The following is a 17,874-nucleotide window of genomic DNA, read 5'->3' on the forward strand; positions in this document are numbered from 1 at the left end:
GATGTCCCGATCGGTACGGTTGATGTCCGCATCTGCGTGCGGCGTTCGGATAGCGTGGGCGGCTCTCACGGGGGAAACACGCATGCGCCAACGATGGATCGTTCTCTTGTCCGTTCTGTTCTTCGGACTGCTATCGCTGCCTGCGTTGGCCGCCAACGCGCCCAGCAGCCCCTCGGAGGTGCGCGTGGGCGTGGTGTTGTTTGATGGCGTGCAGATCATCGACTTTGCCGGCCCGTACGAGGTCTTCGGCAATGCCGGCTTTGGCGTGGTGACGCTGTCCCACGACGGCAAGCCGGTCACCACGGCGATGGGCCTGACGGTGACGCCGGATGCCAGCTTCGCCGACGCACCGCCGTTCGACGTGTTGCTGGTGCCCGGTGGCGATGTCGGGGATGCGCAGAAGGATCCGCAGGTGCTGTCGTTCATTCGCGAGCACGCGGCCGGCAGCCGTCACGTGCTGTCGGTTTGCACCGGGGCCTTCATCCTGGCCGGGGCCGGGCTGCTGGACGGGCAGCAGGCCACCACCTTCACCCCGCGCATCGACGAGCTGGCCCGCCAGTTTCCGGCCGTCAACGTGATCCGGGACGTGCGCTGGGCCGACAACGGCCGCATTGTCACGGCGGCCGGCTTGTCGTCGGGCCTGGACGCGGCCCTGCACGTGGTGGCCCGGTTGAAGGGCACCGAGAAGGCGCAGTCCGTTGCCTTGCATCTGGAGTACGACTGGAAGCCCGAGGGCGGTTTCGTTCGCTCGCGAATGGCCGATCGCCATGTGCCGCGGTCCCTGGACAAGGCCGTCGAGTGGCCCAAGGACCTGGCGATGTCCCAGGAATTCTCGCTGGGCGACGAACAGCAATGGCGGATGCGCTTCCACGTCACCGCCGGAACGACCGCCGACGACCTGTTGCAGCGCATCGCCAAGGGCATCGCCAGCCTGCCCGAGTGGACGCGCGAGCCAGGCACCAACCGCTGGACCGCCGACAAGGAAGGGCGTCGCGTGCGTCTGGAGCTGGACACCACGGCCGGCTCCAGCGCATCGGACTATCGCCTGGACCTGCGTGTGGCCACGACGCTCCCGTAAACCGGTGTGCGGGGGGGGCGAGGTGCCAGGCGCCGCGTTCCGGCCGCGGACGCTTCGCGCCAATCTCACCTCGCGCGACCAACCGCAGCTACCCTGTCGACCTAGTTCCGAACGGATCCCTGTGTCGATGGCCACCCCTGTCAGCAAGTCCGCCAGCAAGGCGCGCACCGCCTACGTCTGCACCGAGTGCGGGGCCGATCACGGCAAATGGCAGGGGCAGTGCGCGGAGTGCGGCGCGTGGAACACGCTGAGCGAGTTCGTGGTCGAACCGGCGTCGACGGCGACCAAGGGCGGCGTGGGGGCCAGTCGGCGTTCCGGCTGGGCCGGCAAGGTGGACGCGCCGGCGGTCACTGCGCTCAAGGACTTGGGCCACAACGAGGAAGTACGCGTCAGCACCGGTATCGGCGAACTGGACCGGGTGCTGGGCGGTGGGCTGGTGCCGGGCGCTGTGGTGCTGGTGGGCGGCGATCCGGGCATCGGCAAGTCGACCCTGCTGCTGCAAGCGGTGGCGAAGATGGCCGCCGTGCTGCCGGCGCTGTACGTGACCGGCGAGGAGTCGCTGGGCCAGGTGGCCGGACGCGGCACGCGGCTGGGATTGCCGCTGGACGGCGTGCACGCGCTGGCCGAAACCGGCGTTGAGCGCATCCTCGAACACGCGGCGAAGATGCGCCCCGGGCTGATCGTCGCCGATTCGGTGCAGACGCTGTGGACCGAGGAACTCAGCGCCGCGCCGGGTTCGGTCGGCCAGGTGCGCGAAAGCGCGGCGCGTCTGGTCCGCTATGCCAAGGAGACCGGCACCGCGGTGTTCCTGGTGGGCCACGTCACCAAGGAGGGTGGCATCGCCGGGCCGCGCGTGCTGGAGCACATGGTCGACGCCGTGCTGTATTTCGAGGGCGAAAGCGGCAGCCGCTTCCGGGTGCTGCGTGCGTTCAAGAACCGGTTCGGTGCGGTCAACGAATTGGGCGTGTTCGCCATGGGCGACAAGGGCCTCAAGGAAGTTCCCAACCCGTCGGCGATCTTTCTGTCCGGCAGCCGAACGCCACAGCCGGGCAGCTGCGTGATGGTGACCCGCGAGGGCACGCGGCCGTTGCTGGTGGAAGTGCAGGCGCTGGTGGATTCCTCGCCGCTGTCCAACCCGCGACGGGTCGCGGTGGGCATGGAAGGCAACCGCCTGGCAATGCTGCTGGCGGTGCTGCACCGACACGGCGGCGTCGGCGTTGGCGACCAGGACGTGTTCGTCAACATCGTCGGCGGCATCCGCGTGCAGGAGACGGCCGCCGACCTTCCGGTGCTGCTGTCGGTGCTGTCCAGCCTGCGCGACCGGCCGCTGTCCGAGCAGACGGTGGCGTTCGGCGAGGTCGGCCTGTCGGGCGAGATCCGGCCGGTGCCCAACGGCGAGGATCGCCTCAAGGAAGCTGCCACACACGGTTTCAAGCGCGCCATCGTGGCCAAGGGCAATGCGCCCAAGTCCGGTCGCGTGGGCGACATGCAGGTGATCGCGGTGGAGCGCTTGGCCGAAGCGCTGGAGCAGGCGTAGGCGGTGCCGCGGGCCGCGGCGCGCGTTGCGCATGGCGGGGCAGGGCGAGACGATCGGGTGACCACGACGCAAGCCGCTCCTGCGAAGCTATCGCGAGCGCGACGGTCATGCGCGCGGTGTGCGCGTCGTCGGTGACTTGCCTGCCGCGTCGCTGCCGCGCAGATTGGCGGGAATGAACGACACCCTTGCACCCGCGCGAGCGGGCGATGCCTTCGCCCGGATCGTCTCGATCGTCTTGCACCCGTTCGCGGTGTTTGCCGCGCTGGCGATGATCGCCACGATCGTGCTGGCTCCGACGGCGTGGCCACGCACGTTGGTGGGCATGACGGTGGTGATTGCCGTGGTGTGGGGATTCATCTGGCAACGTCGGCGATCCGGGCGCTGGGGCACCGTGGATGCATCGCACCCGCGCGAACGACCGGCGTTGTACGCCGTGGTGTTGCTGCTGTTGGCGGGCTACTGGTGGTGGACGCGCGGCAGCGTCGCGCCATTGGCGCAGGGCGTGTTGGCCGTGGTGGCCATGCTGTGCGTGGCGGCGTTGTTGAACCGCTGGATCAAGTTGTCGCTGCACATGGCCAGCCTGGCCTACGCGGGAGTCACGCTGCTGTCGCTGTACGTGCCGGCGGCGGTGGTCGCGCTGGGGATGTTGCCGCTATTGGCGTGGGCAAGGCTGCGCATGCGCCGGCACACGCCAGGCGAAGTGCTGGCTGGGTGCGCGTTGGGCGTGGCGGCGGCGGTTGCGCTGAGGTTGCTGGCGCGCTGATGGGCGGTGGGTGACGCGATCGGCGAAAGCGCGATCGGCAAGAGGCTCCACCTGCGCCGGTGCCCCCGGCCAGAGGTCAGACGGCGAACACCACCGTCCGTTGCCCGTTGAGCAGGATCCGATCGTCGAGGTAGCAGCGCAGCGCCTGGGCCAGCACGCGTCGCTCGATGTCGCGGCCGATGCGGATGAGGTCGGCCGGCGTGTCGTGATGGCTGACCCGCTGCGTGTCCTGCTCGATGATCGGGCCTTCGTCGAGATCGGCGGTGACGAAGTGCGCCGTCGCGCCGATCAGCTTGACCCCGCGCGCGTGCGCGTGGTGATACGGGCGGGCGCCCTTGAAGCCGGGCAGGAACGAGTGGTGGATGTTGATGCAGCGCCCGGCCAGCCGCTCCACCAGCGGTGCCGACAGCACCTGCATGTAGCGCGCCAGCACCACCAATTCGGTGCCGGTCTGCTCGATCAGCGCCAGCAGCTGCGCCTCCTGCGCGGCCTTGTCGTGCTTTGCCACGGGCAGGTGGTGAAAGGGAACATCGCCCAGGTCGATGTGGCGGTACGTCTCGCGCGGGTGGTTGGCGACGATGCCGGTGATGTCCATCTGCAGCTCGCCGATGCGCCAGCGGTAAAGCAGGTCGGCCAGGCAGTGGTCGAACTTGGATGCCAGCAGCATCACCCGGCGCCGCTGCGAGCGGTCGCGCAGCGTCCAGTGCATGTCGAACCGCTGCGCCAGCGTTTCCATGCCGGAGAAAAGGCCGTTGGGCGATGCATTTGCCTCCGACTGCGCGAACACCGTGCGCATGAAGAACCGGTCGGTTTCCAGGTCGTTGTACTGCTGCGACTCGAGGATGTTGCCGCCGTTCTCGAACAGATGGCCGGTGACGGCGTTGACGATACCGGGGCGGTCGGGGCACGACAGGGTCAGTACGTACTGGGAGTGCGACATCGTCGACATCGGCTGAGGCGTGGCCCCGCAATGTACATCGCCGCCCACCGTTTTCATCTGATCGACAACGGCGTCTGCGCCAAGCACGGTCGACCCGTGGTCCACCGCCGGGCTGGCTGCTCAGTGCCCGCCCGCCGCGGCGCCGCCCACCTTGGCCGCGAACGGCGGCCTGGCGAACCAGACGAACACGATCACCAGCAGGAACAGGATGCCGAGCAGGTGGAAGACCTCGTTGAAGCCGATCTGCCACGCCTGCTGCGCGATCAGCTTGTCCAGCACCATCGCGCCACGTTGCGGGTCGCCCTGGCCCAGCGTGGCCACGGTCTGTTGCACCGCCGGATCGCCGACGGTGATGTTTTCGGTCAGTCGTGCGTGGTGGATGGTGCTGCGTTGCGTCCACGCCCAGGTGGTTAGCGACGCGGCGAAGCTGCCGCCCAGCGTGCGGCAGAACGTGGCCAGCCCGGAACCGGCCGCGATCTCGTGCGGTTCCAGGTCCGACAGCAGGATGGTCAGCACCGGCATGAAGAACAGCGCCACGCCCAGGCCTTGCCACAACTGCACCAGCGCAATGTGGTCGAAGTCGACGTCGAGGTTGAAGCCGGCGCGGATGAAACTGGTGAACGCCATCGCCACGAACGCCAGGCTGGCGACCATGCGCAGGTCGAAGCGCGCCGCGTACAGGCCCACGAACGGCGTCAGCAGCACCGGCAGGATGCCAATCGGCGCACTGGCAAAGCCCGCCCACAACGGCGTGTAGCCAAGGTTGCGCTGCAGCCAGAGCGGCACCAGCAGGCCGATGGCGAAGAACGCCGAGTACGCCAGCACCATCGCGATGGTGCCGCTGGCGAAGTTGCGGTGGCGGAACAGGCGCAGGTTGACGATGGGGTCCTTCTCGGTGAGTTCCCAGATCAGGAACACCGCCAGCGACACCACCGACACGATCGCCAGCACCACGATCTCGGTGGAGTTGAACCAGTCCTGCTCGTTGCCCAGGTCGAGCAGCGTCTGCAGCGCGCCAACGCCCAGCACCAGGGTGATCAGGCCGACGTAGTCCATCTTCGGCTTCTCCAGCTTTTCCGGGCGCCCGCGCAACTGGCTGCCCACCACGAGGCTGGCGAAGATGCCGATGGGGATGTTGATGAAGAAGATCCATTCCCAGCTGTAGTTGTCGGTGATCCACCCGCCCAGGATCGGGCCGGCGATCGGTGCGACCACCGTCACCATCGCCAGCAGCGCGATGGCCTGCCCGCGTTTGTGCGGTGGGTAGATCGAGATCAGCAGCGCCTGGGTCACCGGGTACATCGGTCCGGCGACGAAGCCCTGGATGGCGCGCGCGCCGACCAGCAAATTCATGCTGGTGGCCAGCCCGCACAGCAGCGAGGCGATCACGAACAGCATCGTCGCCCACACGAACAGCTTGCGTTCGCCGAAGCGCCGCGTCAGGTAGCCCGTCAACGGCAGCGCGATCGCGTTGCTGACTGCAAACGAGGTGATGACCCACGTCGCCTGGCTGCTGCTGCCGCCGAGGTTGCCGGCGATGGTGGGCAGCGACACGTTGGCAATGGTGATGTCGAGCACCTGCATGAACGACGCCAGCGCCAGGCCGAGCGTGGTCAACGCGATGTTGGGCGGCCGGAAGCCTGCCTGCGGCGCGGCGGGAGTGTTATCGGGTGAGGACATCGGAGAGCCTGTGCAATGGCGTGGCGCGGCACGCGACACCGGGAGCCCGGGGGCGGCGGAGCGCCTTTCCCGGGCTACGGTTTGTCGGTGGCGCGGCGAGAAGGTCGGTCATGGCCTGGCACGGGGGGATGCGTGGCGACCGCTGCCTTGCTCAGCCGCGGCCACCGGCCAGGTTGTCGCCGATCACGGCGTCGATCAGCGCATCGGCGTCGGACAGCTGGCGGGCATACGCATCCGTGCTCAGTACCGGCTTGCCGCTGCTCGCACTGGCCAGCGCGGCGCCGCTCTGGTCACGGATGGTGACGTCGGCGTGCATGCTCAGGCCCAGGCGCAGCGGGTGCCCGGCCAACTGCCGGGCATCGAGTTCGATGCGGACCGGAACGCGCTGCACGATCTTGATCCAGTTGCCGCTGGCATTCTGCGCCGGCAGCAGCGAAAAGGCGCTGCCAGTGCCGAGCCCGAGGCTGGCCACGTGCCCGTCGAACCGGATGTCGTCGCCATACAGGTCGGCATGCAGTTCCACCGGTTGGCCAATGCGCATCGTGGCGAGCTGGGTTTCCTTGAAGTTGGCTTCCACCCACACCTGTTCCAGCGGGATCACCGTCATCAAGGTGGCACCCGGCTGCACACGCTGGCCGAGTTGCACGCTGCGCTTGGCGACGTGGCCCGACACGGGTGCGACGATCGCCGAACGCTGCAGGTTGAGGTAGGCCTGGCGAAGCTGTGCGGCGGCCGCCTTGACCTGTGGTTGGTTGCCCACGGAAGTCGCATCGACCAAGGCGCGGTTGCGCGACAGATTGCCGCGTGCCGACGACAGCGCGGCCTCGGCCGAGGCCAATTGGTCGCGCGCATGATTCAGCTCTTCGGCCGACACCGCGCCGCCGGCCACCAGGCCCTGGCGGCGCTGCACGTCAGCGCGCGCCTGCTGCACGGCAACCTGGCGCACGGCGAGGTCGGCCTGGCCGACGTCGACGGCGCTGTACAGACCGCGCACCTGGCGCACGGTGCCGGCCAGGTTGGCGACCGCCTGTTCGTAGGCGACCTTGGCGTCGTTGGGGTCGAGCTGCACCAGCACCTGGCCGGCGGCGACCTTCATGCCGTCCTCGGCCGCGATGCTGACCACGGTGCCGCTGGTCTGCGGGGTGATCGCGACGACGTTGCCCTGTACGTAGGCGTCATCGGTGGCCTCGTGCCAGCGTGCGACCAGCAGGTACCACGCCGCCCACGCGATGGAGGCGGCAACGATGACGGCCAGCAGGATCAACAGTGCGAGGCGGCGCTTCGTGTTGGGTTGCGGCGCGACGGCGGCGGTGGCCGCGTTCGGATTGATTTCGGTGGTCATGGCGGTGCGGCCGTAAGGGAGAGGAGCGAATCAGAGAGGGGCGGCGGGCTGGGCCTGCGCCGGCGTGCGCTGCGCGGTGTTGGCGTCGCTGGCGGGCGGCACGTCGACGGCCGCCGGCGCGACCGGCTGCAGACCGCCGCCGAGTGCGCGGTCCAGATCGATCGCGGCAAGCAGCCGTTGCGCGCGCAGCACGGTGCGCTGCTGCTCCAGTTGCAGCAGCGGCCGCTGCGCGACGAGGACATCGAGCTGGGTGCCCAATCCGGCGCGGTAGCGGGTTGTTGCGAGCTGGTGCGCGGCCGCCGCGGCGTCGCGGGCCCGATCGGCCGAGGCGATCTGGGCATCCAGCGAACGCGCCGACTGCACGGCGTCGGTGACCTCGCGCAGGGCGGCGACCACGCTCTGGTTGTAGTCCGCCACGGCAAGGTCGTAGGCGGCATCGCTGCGGGCGAGCTGGTTGCGCAGGCGGCCGCCGTCGAAGATCGGCAGGCTGATCGCTGGCCCGCCCTGGGCGAGCGCGGCGTCGCGGCTGAAGAGGTCGCCCAGGTTGCCGGCGGCGATGCCCACCAGCGCGCTGAGATTGATCGACGGGTAGAACTCGGCCTTGCTCGCCTTGATGCCCTGCGACGCGGCTTCGACACGCCAGCGCGCGGCAACGACATCGGGACGGTGACCAAGCAGTTCGCTGGGCAGCATCGAAGGCAGGGTCGGTGAGGCGGCACTCGACAGTGCCGGCCTGGCAATCTCGAGGCCGCGGTCCGGGCCTTTGCCCAGCAGCGCGGCGATGGCGTTGCGCGCCGATTCGATCTGCTGCCGTGCGGCCTGCGCCTGCAGCTCGGCGGCGGCGACGGTGCTTTGCGCTGCGCGGATCTGCATCTGGTTGTCGAGGCCGGCCTTGACGCGCTGCTGGCCCAGATCGAGCCATCGGCTGGCACGCTGCCTCTCGGCAATCGCCACCGCTTCGGCATCGTGCGCCTGGGCGAGCGCGACGTAAGCGCCGGCGATGTTCGACGACAACGCCAGGCGCGCCGCCTGCGCATCCACTTCGGCGGCGCGCGCTTGGCCCAGCGCTGCCTGCCAGCGGGCGCGATGACCGCCCCAGAGGTCGGGACTGAAGGCCAGGTTGAGGCCGATCAGGCCCACGCCGCGGTATTCGCCGCCGATGGGTTCGGGCGCCACGGATTCGGGAATCAGCACGCCGGAATACTGCGCCGTGGCGCCGACGGTGGGCTTACGCGCGGCGTCGGCGAGTCCGGCCTGGGCAACGGCCTGGCGCGCGCGCGCGTCGGCGGCGTCAAGGCTCGGGGCGCCGGCCAGCGCTTCGTCGATCAGGGCATCCAGCTGCGGATCGCCAAGCGTCCGCCACCACGCCTGAGGCGGGAAATCGGCGTCGGAGAAGGACGCTTTGTCCAGGCTGTGCCGGCTGGCCAGGCCGTCGACATCGAGCAGCTGTCCTTCGGGAGCAAGGCCACCGGTGCTGGCGCAGCCGGCAAGGATCAGGCCCACGGCGATCGCCGCGAGAACCGTGCTGGCGCGGCGGCGATAGCCGCCCGTCGTGGCGCGCGGCATGGCGGCGCGCCCGGAGTCGGAGGGAGTCATGGCTCAGGAACCGGAAGAAGTGAGGTTGTCGCGCACCTGCGTCAGCAGGCGGGCGAGCTGGTCGCGATCGGCGTCGCTCATGCCGGCAGTGGCGAGTTCGCGGATGCGCTGGCCGCAATGGTGGATGTCGTTCCAGATCGCCACGCCGGCATCCGTCAGATGGATGTGCAGGGCGCGGCGATCCGCCGGGTTGGCCAAGCGGGTGACGATGCCTTTGGCTTGCAGCTTGTCCAGCAGGCGCGTCATCGCGCCGGGGTTGAGCTGCGCGACGCGGGCCAGGTCGGTGACGCTGGCCTCCCCCTCGGACAGGCGCTTGAGGGTGATGTACTGGCTGAAATTGAGGTCGTGGCCGGCGGCCGCCAGCTCGCCCTCCATTTGCGACCAGAACGCGGCGCGGATCTCGCGCAGCAACAGGGCCAGGGACGAGCCGCCGCAGGTGGCGGAAACGGGGGGCTGGGTGTTCATGGCGGCGCAATATCCTCGCCTGCGCAATATTTGTCAATGCAACTATTGTTGCAGCAGTGAAACAGCCGGTTCCATCCGGCACGCCTGGCTGAACAGGGTCAAAGGGTTCAGGGGGTGCGGTGCAGCACCAGCTCGACCACGAACTTGCTGCCGAAGAACGCCAGCACCAGCAGGCCCATGGCCACCAGCGTCCAGCGCACGGCCATCGCGCCGCGCCAGCCATAGCGCCAGCGACCGAGCAGCAGGGCGCCGAACGCGAGCCACGACATCACGCTCAGCACGGTCTTGTGCACGAGGTGCTGGGCGAACATGTCCTCGACGAACAGCGCGCCGGTGAGCAGCGTGGCGGCCAGCAACACGAAGCCGACCGTGATCGTGCGAAACAGCAGCGATTCCAGCTCGACCAGCGGCGGCATCGCACGCAGCCAGCGATGGAACTCGCGCCGGCGCAGTGCGCGCTCCTGCAGCCACAACATCACGGCGAACAACGCGGCGACCGCGAGGGTGGCGTAGCCGAGCAGGGCAAACCAGGCGTGCAGCTGCAGACGCCAGTCAAGCGGCGCGCCGTCGGTGTGGCCGTAACCCTGGTACGCGGCCAACACGATCGCCGCCAGCGGAAACACCACCACGCCCAGCGCGGCCATGCGTCCGGAGGCGCCCACCACGGTCGTCAGCGCCGCCATGCCCAGGCCGACCAGAGACAGCGCGGCGAACATGTGCAGGTCGGTCGATCCGGTGTGTCGCCACGCCAGCACGTGCGCGCTGCCGTGCAGCAGCACTGCGACGATCGCCGGCAGCAGCCAGCCACGTCCGCGTCCGGGCGGTTCGCGCCGGACCTGGGCGATCAGCAGCGCGGCGGCAGCGAGGTAGAGGAGGCAGGCGATGAGAACGATTGTCATCGGGCCAGTGTGGCATAGCCCGCGCCCGCTTCGGCGCCGCGTCGCGACACCACCGCATCGGCCTGGCGGCTGCCACGCGGGCACGGCAAGTCCCCGCGGGTGCCGGGCTATACTTCGCGCCCGCTATCGCACGCCCCGCCGGCCACACTCCATGTTCGAATCCCTGACCCAGCGCCTTTCCGGAACCATCGAGCGCCTGCGCGGCCGCGGTCGCCTGACCGAGGAGAACATCCGCGAGTCGCTGCGCGAGGTCCGCATCGCGCTGCTCGAGGCCGACGTCGCGTTGCCGGTGGTGCAGGCGTTGATCGAGCGCATCAAGGTGCGTGCGGTCGGCCAGGAAGTGCTGAAGTCGCTGACCCCGGGCCAGGCGCTGATCAAGGTGGTCCGCGACGAAATGACCGCGGTCATGGGTTCGCAGGCGGCCGACCTCAATCTCAACGTGCCGGCCCCGGCGGTGATCCTCATGGCCGGCCTGCAGGGCGCGGGCAAGACCACCACCGTTGCCAAGCTCGCCAAGCACCTGAAAGAACGCCGCAAGAAGAAGGTCATGGTGGTGTCGGCCGACGTCTACCGTCCGGCCGCGATCGAGCAGCTCAAGCAGCTCGCCCAGCAGGTCGACGTGCTGTTCTTCCCGTCCAGCGCCGACCAGAAGCCGGAAGCCATCGTCCGCGCTGCGATCGACGATGCCCGCAAGTCGTTCGTCGACGTGCTGATCGTCGACACCGCCGGCCGCCTGGCGATCGACGAAGCGATGATGGCCGAGATCAAGGTGCTGCATGCCGCGGTGAACCCGGTCGAGACCCTGTTCGTGGTCGACTCGATGACCGGCCAGGACGCCGCGGTTACCGCCAAGGCGTTCTCCGAGGCGCTGCCACTGACCGGCGTCGTGCTGACCAAGACCGACGGCGACGCGCGCGGCGGCGCCGCGCTGAGCGTGCGCTACGTGACCGGTCGGCCGATCAAGTTCATCGGCGTGGGCGAGAAGCCCGACGGCCTGGACGTGTTCCATCCGGACCGCGTCGCCAGCCGCATCCTCGACATGGGCGACGTGCTGTCGCTGGTCGAGCAGGTCGAGCAGCAGGTCGACAAGGACAAGGCCGCCAAGCTGGCCGAGAAGGTCGCCAAGGGCAAGAAGTTCGACCTCAACGACATGAAGGACCAGCTTGAGCAGATGCAGAACATGGGCGGCATCCACGGCCTGATGGACAAGCTGCCGGGCATGGGCCAGATCCCCGACTCGGTCAAGAGCCAGGTGACCGGCAAGGAAGTGCCGCGCATGGTGGCCATCATCAACTCGATGACCCGCAAGGAGCGCCGCAACCCCGCGCTGCTGAACGGCTCGCGCCGCGCGCGCATCGCCAAGGGCGCGGGCATGACCCCGGCCGACGTCAACAAGCTCATGAAGCAGTTCCAGCAGATGGAAAAGATGATGAGCAAGCTCTCCGGCGGCGGCATGAAGGGCTTGATGCGCGGCATGAAGGGCATGATGGGCGGCCGCGGCGGCATGCCATTCCGCTGAACCGGAGCGGGGGCGGGCCCCCAGGGGTTTCCCCGACGCGGCCGATCCCCTACAATTGCCGGCTTACCTCGCCATTCCGGCGACTGGGCAACACAGGAAACAGCAGACCATGGTCAAGATCCGACTGACCCGCGGCGGCGCCAAGAAGCGTCCGTTCTACCACATCATCGTCACCGACAGCCGCAGCGCCCGCGACGGCCGCAACATCGAGCGCGTCGGTTTCTACAATCCGGTTGCCCAGGGCGCCGAGAAGCGCGTCGAGCTCAACATCGAGCGCATCCAGCACTGGATTGGCAACGGCGCGCAGCTGACCGACAAGGTCGCCGTGCTGTTCAAGGAAGCGGCCAAGGCCGCTCCCGCAGCCTGATCCGGCCGGCCGCGCGTCGCCTTGGCTAGCGCGGCCGACCCTTCAAGCATGAACGATACCGGGCGCCGCATCCTGCTGGGCAGGGTGCTTGGCGCCTTCGGTTTGCGCGGCGAGCTCAAGCTCGAGTCGTGGACCGAACCGCGCCCCGCCATCTTCCGCTACCAGCCGTGGATCCTGCGCGACCCGCAGGGCGTCGAACGCGAAGTGCGTGGCGCGCGCGGCAAGGAAAGCGGCAAGTACCTCATCGGGCACCTGCCCGATGTGCTCGACCGCGACGCCGCCGAGGCGATGCGCGGTACCGAGATCTACATCCCGCGCGCGGCAATGCCGCCGCCCAAGCCCGGCGAGTATTACTGGGTGGACCTGGAAGGCCTGCGCGTGGTCAACGTGGACGGCACGCCGATGGGCGTGGTCACCCACCTGTTCTCGACCGGCGCCAACGACGTGCTGGTCACCCGCGACGACTCCCGCGAACGCATGATCCCGTTCGTGCAGCCGCAGTACGTGACCTCCGTGGACTTCGAGGCCGGCGTGGTGACTGTCGATTGGGATCCCGATTTCTAGCAGCCGATGCCCCGGGCGCGGGCGGAAGCCGCCGCCTCGGCGCCTTTTCCACCTCTGAGTACGTTCTCCGTTCATGCGTATCGACGTCATCAGCCTGTTCCCCGAATTTGTCGCGCAATGCGCGGCATTCGGCGTGGTCGGGCGTGCCGGCGAACGTGGACTGCTGTCGCTGCACGGCTGGAACCCGCGCGACTACGCTGAAGGCAACTATCGCCGTGTCGATGACCGGCCGTTCGGCGGCGGTCCGGGCATGGTGATGCTGATCGAGCCGTTGCGCGCCAGCCTGCGGGCGGCACGCGACGCCGATCCGGCGCCGGCGAAGGTGATCTACCTCAGCCCGCAGGGCGCGCCTTTGACCCAGGCCAAGGTGCGCGAGCTGGCCGGGCGGGAGCGCCTGATCCTGCTGTGCGGTCGCTACGAGGGCGTGGACGAGCGCCTGATCCAGGCCGAGGTCGACGAGGAAATCTCGATCGGCGATTACGTTCTGTCGGGCGGCGAGCTGGCTGCGGCGGTGGTCGTGGATGCCGTGGCGCGCCTGCGCGAGGGCGTGCTCAACGATGCCGAATCGGCGGTGCAGGACAGTTTCGAAGACGGCCTGCTCGATTGCCCGCACTACACGCGGCCGGTCGAGCACGAGCTGGGTCCGGTGCCGGGGGTGTTGATGTCCGGCAACCACGCGCAGATCGCGCGCTGGCGGCGGATGCAGGCGCTGGGCCGGACCTGGCAGCGGCGCCCGGACCTGCTCGACGAGGCAACCCTGTCGAAGGCCGATCGCAAGCTGCTCGCAGAATTCCGGGAGCAACTGGCGGTCGCGGCACCCGACGCCGGGGCCAATGCCACCGTCGACAGCGTTGCCGTGAACCCCGGATGTGCCCAGGGCACCCGCAACGACTAGCCATCACGCGAAAATACTGGCTATAATCCGCCGCTTACGTTCCACCGATGCCAGACGCGGGTCCACGTGCACTCGCGCTACAACTACTCAAACAGGCCATAGAGTCATGAACAAGCCCTCGCTCCATACGCTCCTCCAGAATTTCGAAGCCGAACAGGTGCAGCGCCAGCTGCCGGATTTTGGCCCGGGCGACACCATCGTCGTCAACGTCAAGGTCAAGGAAGGCAACCGTGAGCGCCTCCAGGCCTATGAAGGCGTGGTCATCGCCAAGAAGAATGCCGGCCTGAACTCCGCGTTCACCGTCCGCAAGATCTCGCACGGCTTCGGCGTCGAGCGCGTGTTCCAGACCCACAGCTCGATCATCGACTCGGTCGAAGTCAAGCGCCGCGGTAAGGTTCGCGCCGGCAAGCTGTACTACCTGCGTGGTCTGGAAGGCAAGAAGGCGCGCATCAAGGAAGATCTGGCCGCCTACGCCAAGGCCAAGGCCGACGCCGCGAAGTAATCCTCCGGGATTGCCCGCGCGAAAGCACCGCAACGGCCGCCTTTGGGCGGCCGTTTGCGTTTCCGGCGTTCGCCCGCATGTACGAACGGAAGGCACGCGCGCGCCACGACGCGACGCCGAACGGTGCCGGGCGACGCCCGGTTTCGCCCATGAACCCATGCCGTGACCACAGATGAGCCAATCCGCACCTGTCAGCCACGACGCCGCCGTCGCGACATCGTCCATGCGCCTGGACCTGTGGTTGTGGGCGGCGCGCTTCTACAAGACCCGCAGCCTCGCCCGGCACGCCATTGAAACCGGCAAGGTCGAGATCGGCGGGCAACGGCCGAAGGCCTCGCGCGCCGTTCGTGCCGGTGACCTGCTGTCGGTGAGCCGCGCGGAGGAAACCTTCGAGGTGACGGTGGTCGGGCTCAGCGACTCGCGCGGTTCGGCCAGCGTCGCCCAGCAGTTGTATGTCGAGAGCGAGGACTCACGCCTGCGACGCGAACACGAGCGCGCCAACCGCGCCGCGCAACGGACCGGCTATTGCGCGCCGGAGACCAGGCCCGACAAGCGCGCGCGTCGCCTGATCCGCGCGCTGGGCGACATCGACGCGCTCTGAGAACGCAGGCGACGCGCGACGGCCAGCGTCGCGCACGGTCGCGCCATGTGGTGGGCTATCGTCGCCCGCCAAACACCGAGCCAGCCAGTCCGGCGAGATCGGAGAAGTCGGTATCGCCGTCGCCATCGCGGTCGAGCACCGCACCCAGCAGGCCACCGCCCAGGCCGCCCTGGCTACGGATCTGACTGTGCTCCTGGCCGAGAATCCGTCCCAGATCCTCCGGCGTGACACTCGTCGATCCGGGATCGGCGGTGGGGGTTGCCGAAGCACGACCCGAGAACATGCGCTTGGCCAGGTACGCCAGCACGATGGGCGCGAGGATCTTCAACAGGCTGCTGGCGCTGTCGCCCTTGAGCCCGGTGGCCGCGCCGAGCCCCTGCGCCGCGCTTTGCTGGCGGGTGCCGAAGATGTGGCCGAGGATCTGCGCACCCTGGCCGCCACCGCCGAGCACGTTTCCCAGCACATTGCCCAGATCGAGTCCGTCGTGGTCGCGCTGCAACGCACCGAACAGGGCCTGCGCGCCTTCGGGCTGGCCGCTGTTTCGGCCCAGCGCGCCGAGCAGCAGCGGCAGCGCGGCTTGCACGGCCGCGCCAGTCTGCGATTCGGACAGGCCCAGCTGCTGGCCCATCTGCGCCATGGGCGCGCCCTGCAACTGGTGGATGAGGTCGTCGGTCAGCGAGGCGTTCATGGCGGCTCCGGGGTATGGGATCGGCGGGAAATCGATCCTATCGCCGGCATGTTCGGTCGCGGTGATGGTTACCGTGAGACACGCGTGCGGTGGCGCTGCAGGCTCGTTGCACGAGCGCGCAGGGCAGGTCAGACACCCACGCCGTGGGCCTCGATGAGACCTGTGGCCATGCCGATAATGACCAGCACGATCAACGCAACCGACAGCACGATGCGCTTGGTGAGCGCGTTCACGGTGCGCTTGCTGCTGCCGTGGTCGACCAGCATGTAGTACAGCCCGGCGCCGAGGTTGTAGAGGATCAGGCCGAGAAACGCGACGACAAACAGGGTCTTCATGAGGGCCTCATGGCGGCACGCGCCGCGGGTGGTATGGGGCGACGCCCGCTCAGTCCGCTGCGGGCGAATCGACGGAAGCCGCGCTTGCCGGCGGAATGGCCGCCGGCGGAGACCGGCTCGCCGCACCGACCTTGAACAGACGATGGCGGATCCAAAGCGCAAGCGTCATCACCAGCAGGAACAGGCCATAGGCCACCGACGTGGCCAGTACCTGTTTCCAGATCGCGCCGGCGTTCGGATCGGCGGTCAGAAACCCCCAGTACATGCCCAGCGCGGAGGCCAACACCGCCAGCAGCAGGGCCACGCTGTCGAACAGCTTGCGAGCCCCGTGGCGCGGTTGTTTCGGGAAGTACCAGTACAACGCGGACAGGACCGCGAACCAGGGCAGGAACAGGATCAGGGCGAGGTTGAGTTCAACCTGGTGGTTCATCGGCTTTGTGGGCAAGCGGGCCCGGCTTGGGCGATGGGGCATCCTAGGCTGCGCAGAACAGGCGCGAAATACTCAGATTCCGTCGAAAAAACCGGATCAGATGGCCTGTAGGCCACGGTTCATCACGGTTTTCGCATCGAGCTAGAATCCGACAATGCGCTTGCCCAGACACACCAGCACGTCGCGATTGCGGCCCGGCGACCACCCGTGAAGCGCTACGAAGCCCTGGCCGAGGAGATCGCCCGGTCCATCCGGGACGGATTGCTGCGGCCGGGGGACCGGCTGCCGTCGGTGCGCGAAGCCAGCCGGCACCGCGCGGTCAGTCCGGCGACCGTGTTCCAGGCGTACTACCGGCTGGAGGCGCAGGGCCTGGTGCGGTCGCGCGAACGCTCTGGCTACTACGTCACCCGCAGCGCGGCGAAGGCGCTGGCGGCGCCGCCGGAGCCGGAGATGCGCGTGCCGCCGCCGTCCGAATCCACCGAACTGGACGTCAGCGAGCTGGTCTTCGAGGTGCTGGAGTCGGCGATGTCGCGCGACCTGGTGCCGTTGGGCTCGGCGTTCCCCAGCCCCGAATTGTTTCCGCTGGCACGCCTGGGCCGCAGCATGGCCAGCAGCGTCCAGCAGCTCGATCCGTGGAGCAGCGTCGACGACCTCACCCCGGGCTTCTCGCGGCTGCGTCGACAGATCGCGCTGCGTTACCTGGTCGACGGCATGCACGTGCCGGCCGACGACATCGTGATCACCAACGGCGCGCTCGAGGCCTTGAACCTGTGCCTGGCCGCGGTGACGCGTCCCGGCGATGCGGTGGTGGTCGAATCGCCGACGTTCTACGCCGCGCTGCAGGCACTGGAACGCAACCACCTGCGCGCGATCGAGGTCGCCACCCACCCGCGCGAGGGCATCGACCTGGCGGCGCTGGCGGAGGTGCTCGAACGTCATCGGCCCAAGGCGTGCTGGCTGATGACCAGCTTTCAGAACCCGTTGGGCAGCTCGATGCCGGACGCGAAAAAGCAGGCGCTGGTGGAGTTGTTGGCGCGCTTCGAGGTGCCGCTGATCGAGGACGACGTCTACGCCGAGCTGTATCACGGCACGAGTCGGCACCTGCCGGCCAAGGCGTGGGACAGGCACGGCCTGGTGATGCATTGCTCGTCCTTCTCCAAGTGCCTGGCGCCGGGCTATCGGGTGGGCTGGGTGGCGCCGGGGCGTTACCGGCAGGCGGTTGCGCGACTGAAACTCACCACCTCGCTGACCACCTCGGCACCGGCGCAGCACGCCATCGCGGCGTGGCTGGAGAAGGGCGGTTTCGATCGTCACCTGCGCCGGCTGCGACGCACGTTGGCCGACCAGCAGGCGACGTTCCTCGAACTGCTGACGCGGCATTTCCCGGCGGGTTGCCGGGTCACACGACCCAGTGGCGGCTACTTCGTCTGGGTGGAATTGCCGCCGGGCGTCGATGCGCTGGAACTGCACCGCCGCGCGCTTAGCCACGGCATCAGCATCGCGCCGGGTCCGATCTTTTCCGCCCATCGCGGTTTCGCCAACGGCATCCGCCTGAACTACGGGCACACCGCCGATCCGCGCACCGGGCCGGCGCTTGCGACGCTGGGCAAGCTGATTGCCTCGGCGATGTAGCCAATCCACGCGCCGGTCAATCACGCGACGCCCGGCGGTTT

Annotated in this window: 19 protein-coding genes; 10 read left to right on the forward strand and 9 right to left on the reverse strand. The window is 68.6% G+C overall.

Going from position 1 to position 17,874, the window contains the following annotated elements; genetic code table 11:
* Nucleotides 1-106: 106 nt before the first annotated feature.
* The 3 genes from EER27_RS04810 to EER27_RS04820 all read left to right on the forward strand — a co-directional run bounded on the left by EER27_RS04810 (nt 107) and on the right by EER27_RS04820 (nt 3,378).
* A complete protein-coding gene (locus tag EER27_RS04810; RefSeq protein WP_190285647.1) occupies nt 107-1,078 on the forward strand; it encodes a DJ-1/PfpI family protein in 972 nt (323 codons plus the stop codon).
* A 127-nt stretch (nt 1,079-1,205) separates the two neighbouring features.
* Nucleotides 1,206-2,615, forward strand: a complete 1,410-nt coding sequence (radA, locus tag EER27_RS04815; protein ID WP_123086893.1) for a DNA repair protein RadA — start codon at nt 1,206-1,208, stop codon at nt 2,613-2,615.
* A gap of 172 nt (nt 2,616-2,787) precedes the next feature.
* The gene (locus EER27_RS04820; RefSeq protein ID WP_123086894.1) at nt 2,788-3,378 is read left to right on the forward strand and encodes a hypothetical protein; all 591 of its coding nucleotides are present in this window, start codon (nt 2,788-2,790) and stop codon (nt 3,376-3,378) included.
* Between the two features lie 76 nt (nt 3,379-3,454).
* Here EER27_RS04820 and purU read toward each other — a convergent pair whose 3' ends face one another.
* From purU to EER27_RS04850, 6 genes are all read right to left on the reverse strand, one after another.
* Nucleotides 3,455-4,318, reverse strand: coding sequence for a formyltetrahydrofolate deformylase (gene purU / locus EER27_RS04825; protein ID WP_123087262.1), 864 nt, complete (start codon nt 4,316-4,318; stop codon nt 3,455-3,457).
* A gap of 120 nt (nt 4,319-4,438) precedes the next feature.
* Nucleotides 4,439-5,998 carry a DHA2 family efflux MFS transporter permease subunit gene (locus tag EER27_RS04830; RefSeq protein WP_123086895.1) on the reverse strand — a complete coding sequence of 520 codons (1,560 nt, stop codon included), beginning with the start codon at nt 5,996-5,998 and terminating at the stop codon, nt 4,439-4,441.
* Between the two features lie 151 nt (nt 5,999-6,149).
* Nucleotides 6,150-7,340, reverse strand: a complete 1,191-nt coding sequence (locus EER27_RS04835) for an HlyD/EmrA/EmrK family protein (RefSeq protein WP_123086896.1) — start codon at nt 7,338-7,340, stop codon at nt 6,150-6,152.
* Between the two features lie 30 nt (nt 7,341-7,370).
* A complete protein-coding gene (locus tag EER27_RS04840; protein WP_123086897.1) occupies nt 7,371-8,906 on the reverse strand; it encodes an efflux transporter outer membrane subunit in 1,536 nt (511 codons plus the stop codon).
* Nucleotides 8,907-8,939: 33 nt separating this feature from the next.
* A complete protein-coding gene (locus EER27_RS04845; protein ID WP_123086898.1) occupies nt 8,940-9,401 on the reverse strand; it encodes a MarR family winged helix-turn-helix transcriptional regulator in 462 nt (153 codons plus the stop codon).
* Nucleotides 9,402-9,508: 107 nt separating this feature from the next.
* Nucleotides 9,509-10,300, reverse strand: a complete 792-nt coding sequence (locus tag EER27_RS04850; protein WP_123086899.1) for a cytochrome C assembly family protein — start codon at nt 10,298-10,300, stop codon at nt 9,509-9,511.
* A gap of 151 nt (nt 10,301-10,451) precedes the next feature.
* On the opposite strand from EER27_RS04850, the gene ffh reads away from it, so the two are divergent.
* From ffh to EER27_RS04880, 6 genes are all read left to right on the forward strand, one after another.
* Nucleotides 10,452-11,819 (forward strand): signal recognition particle protein, encoded by a 1,368-nt coding sequence (ffh, locus tag EER27_RS04855; RefSeq protein WP_123086900.1) that lies wholly within the window; start codon nt 10,452-10,454, stop codon nt 11,817-11,819.
* 109 nt (nt 11,820-11,928) lie between these two features.
* A complete protein-coding gene (rpsP, locus tag EER27_RS04860) occupies nt 11,929-12,186 on the forward strand; it encodes a 30S ribosomal protein S16 (protein ID WP_123086901.1) in 258 nt (85 codons plus the stop codon).
* 48 nt (nt 12,187-12,234) lie between these two features.
* Nucleotides 12,235-12,750, forward strand: coding sequence for a ribosome maturation factor RimM (rimM, locus tag EER27_RS04865; protein ID WP_123086902.1), 516 nt, complete (start codon nt 12,235-12,237; stop codon nt 12,748-12,750).
* A gap of 73 nt (nt 12,751-12,823) precedes the next feature.
* Nucleotides 12,824-13,645: a tRNA (guanosine(37)-N1)-methyltransferase TrmD gene (gene trmD / locus EER27_RS04870; RefSeq protein ID WP_123086903.1), complete on the forward strand. Its 822-nt coding sequence runs from the start codon at nt 12,824-12,826 to the stop codon at nt 13,643-13,645.
* A 106-nt stretch (nt 13,646-13,751) separates the two neighbouring features.
* Nucleotides 13,752-14,147: a 50S ribosomal protein L19 gene (gene rplS / locus EER27_RS04875; RefSeq protein WP_123086904.1), complete on the forward strand. Its 396-nt coding sequence runs from the start codon at nt 13,752-13,754 to the stop codon at nt 14,145-14,147.
* A 172-nt stretch (nt 14,148-14,319) separates the two neighbouring features.
* Nucleotides 14,320-14,748, forward strand: a complete 429-nt coding sequence (locus tag EER27_RS04880; RefSeq protein ID WP_123086905.1) for an RNA-binding S4 domain-containing protein — start codon at nt 14,320-14,322, stop codon at nt 14,746-14,748.
* A 55-nt stretch (nt 14,749-14,803) separates the two neighbouring features.
* On the opposite strand, the gene EER27_RS04885 is transcribed toward EER27_RS04880, so the two are convergent.
* From EER27_RS04885 to EER27_RS04895, 3 genes are all read right to left on the reverse strand, one after another.
* Nucleotides 14,804-15,436: a DUF937 domain-containing protein gene (locus EER27_RS04885; protein ID WP_123086906.1), complete on the reverse strand. Its 633-nt coding sequence runs from the start codon at nt 15,434-15,436 to the stop codon at nt 14,804-14,806.
* Between the two features lie 128 nt (nt 15,437-15,564).
* The gene (locus EER27_RS04890; protein ID WP_123086907.1) at nt 15,565-15,771 is read right to left on the reverse strand and encodes a twin transmembrane helix small protein; all 207 of its coding nucleotides are present in this window, start codon (nt 15,769-15,771) and stop codon (nt 15,565-15,567) included.
* A 49-nt stretch (nt 15,772-15,820) separates the two neighbouring features.
* On the reverse strand, nt 15,821-16,201 hold the full coding sequence (locus EER27_RS04895; RefSeq protein WP_123086908.1) for a hypothetical protein: 381 nt from the start codon (nt 16,199-16,201) through the stop codon (nt 15,821-15,823).
* A gap of 207 nt (nt 16,202-16,408) precedes the next feature.
* On the opposite strand from EER27_RS04895, the gene EER27_RS04900 reads away from it, so the two are divergent.
* Nucleotides 16,409-17,833, forward strand: coding sequence for an aminotransferase-like domain-containing protein (locus EER27_RS04900; RefSeq protein WP_123086909.1), 1,425 nt, complete (start codon nt 16,409-16,411; stop codon nt 17,831-17,833).
* Nucleotides 17,834-17,874 lie beyond the last annotated feature (41 nt).

Origin of the sequence: Montanilutibacter psychrotolerans, from assembly GCF_003719825.1 — a bacterium.
GTDB classification, from domain to species: Bacteria; Pseudomonadota; Gammaproteobacteria; order Xanthomonadales; family Xanthomonadaceae; genus Montanilutibacter; species Montanilutibacter psychrotolerans.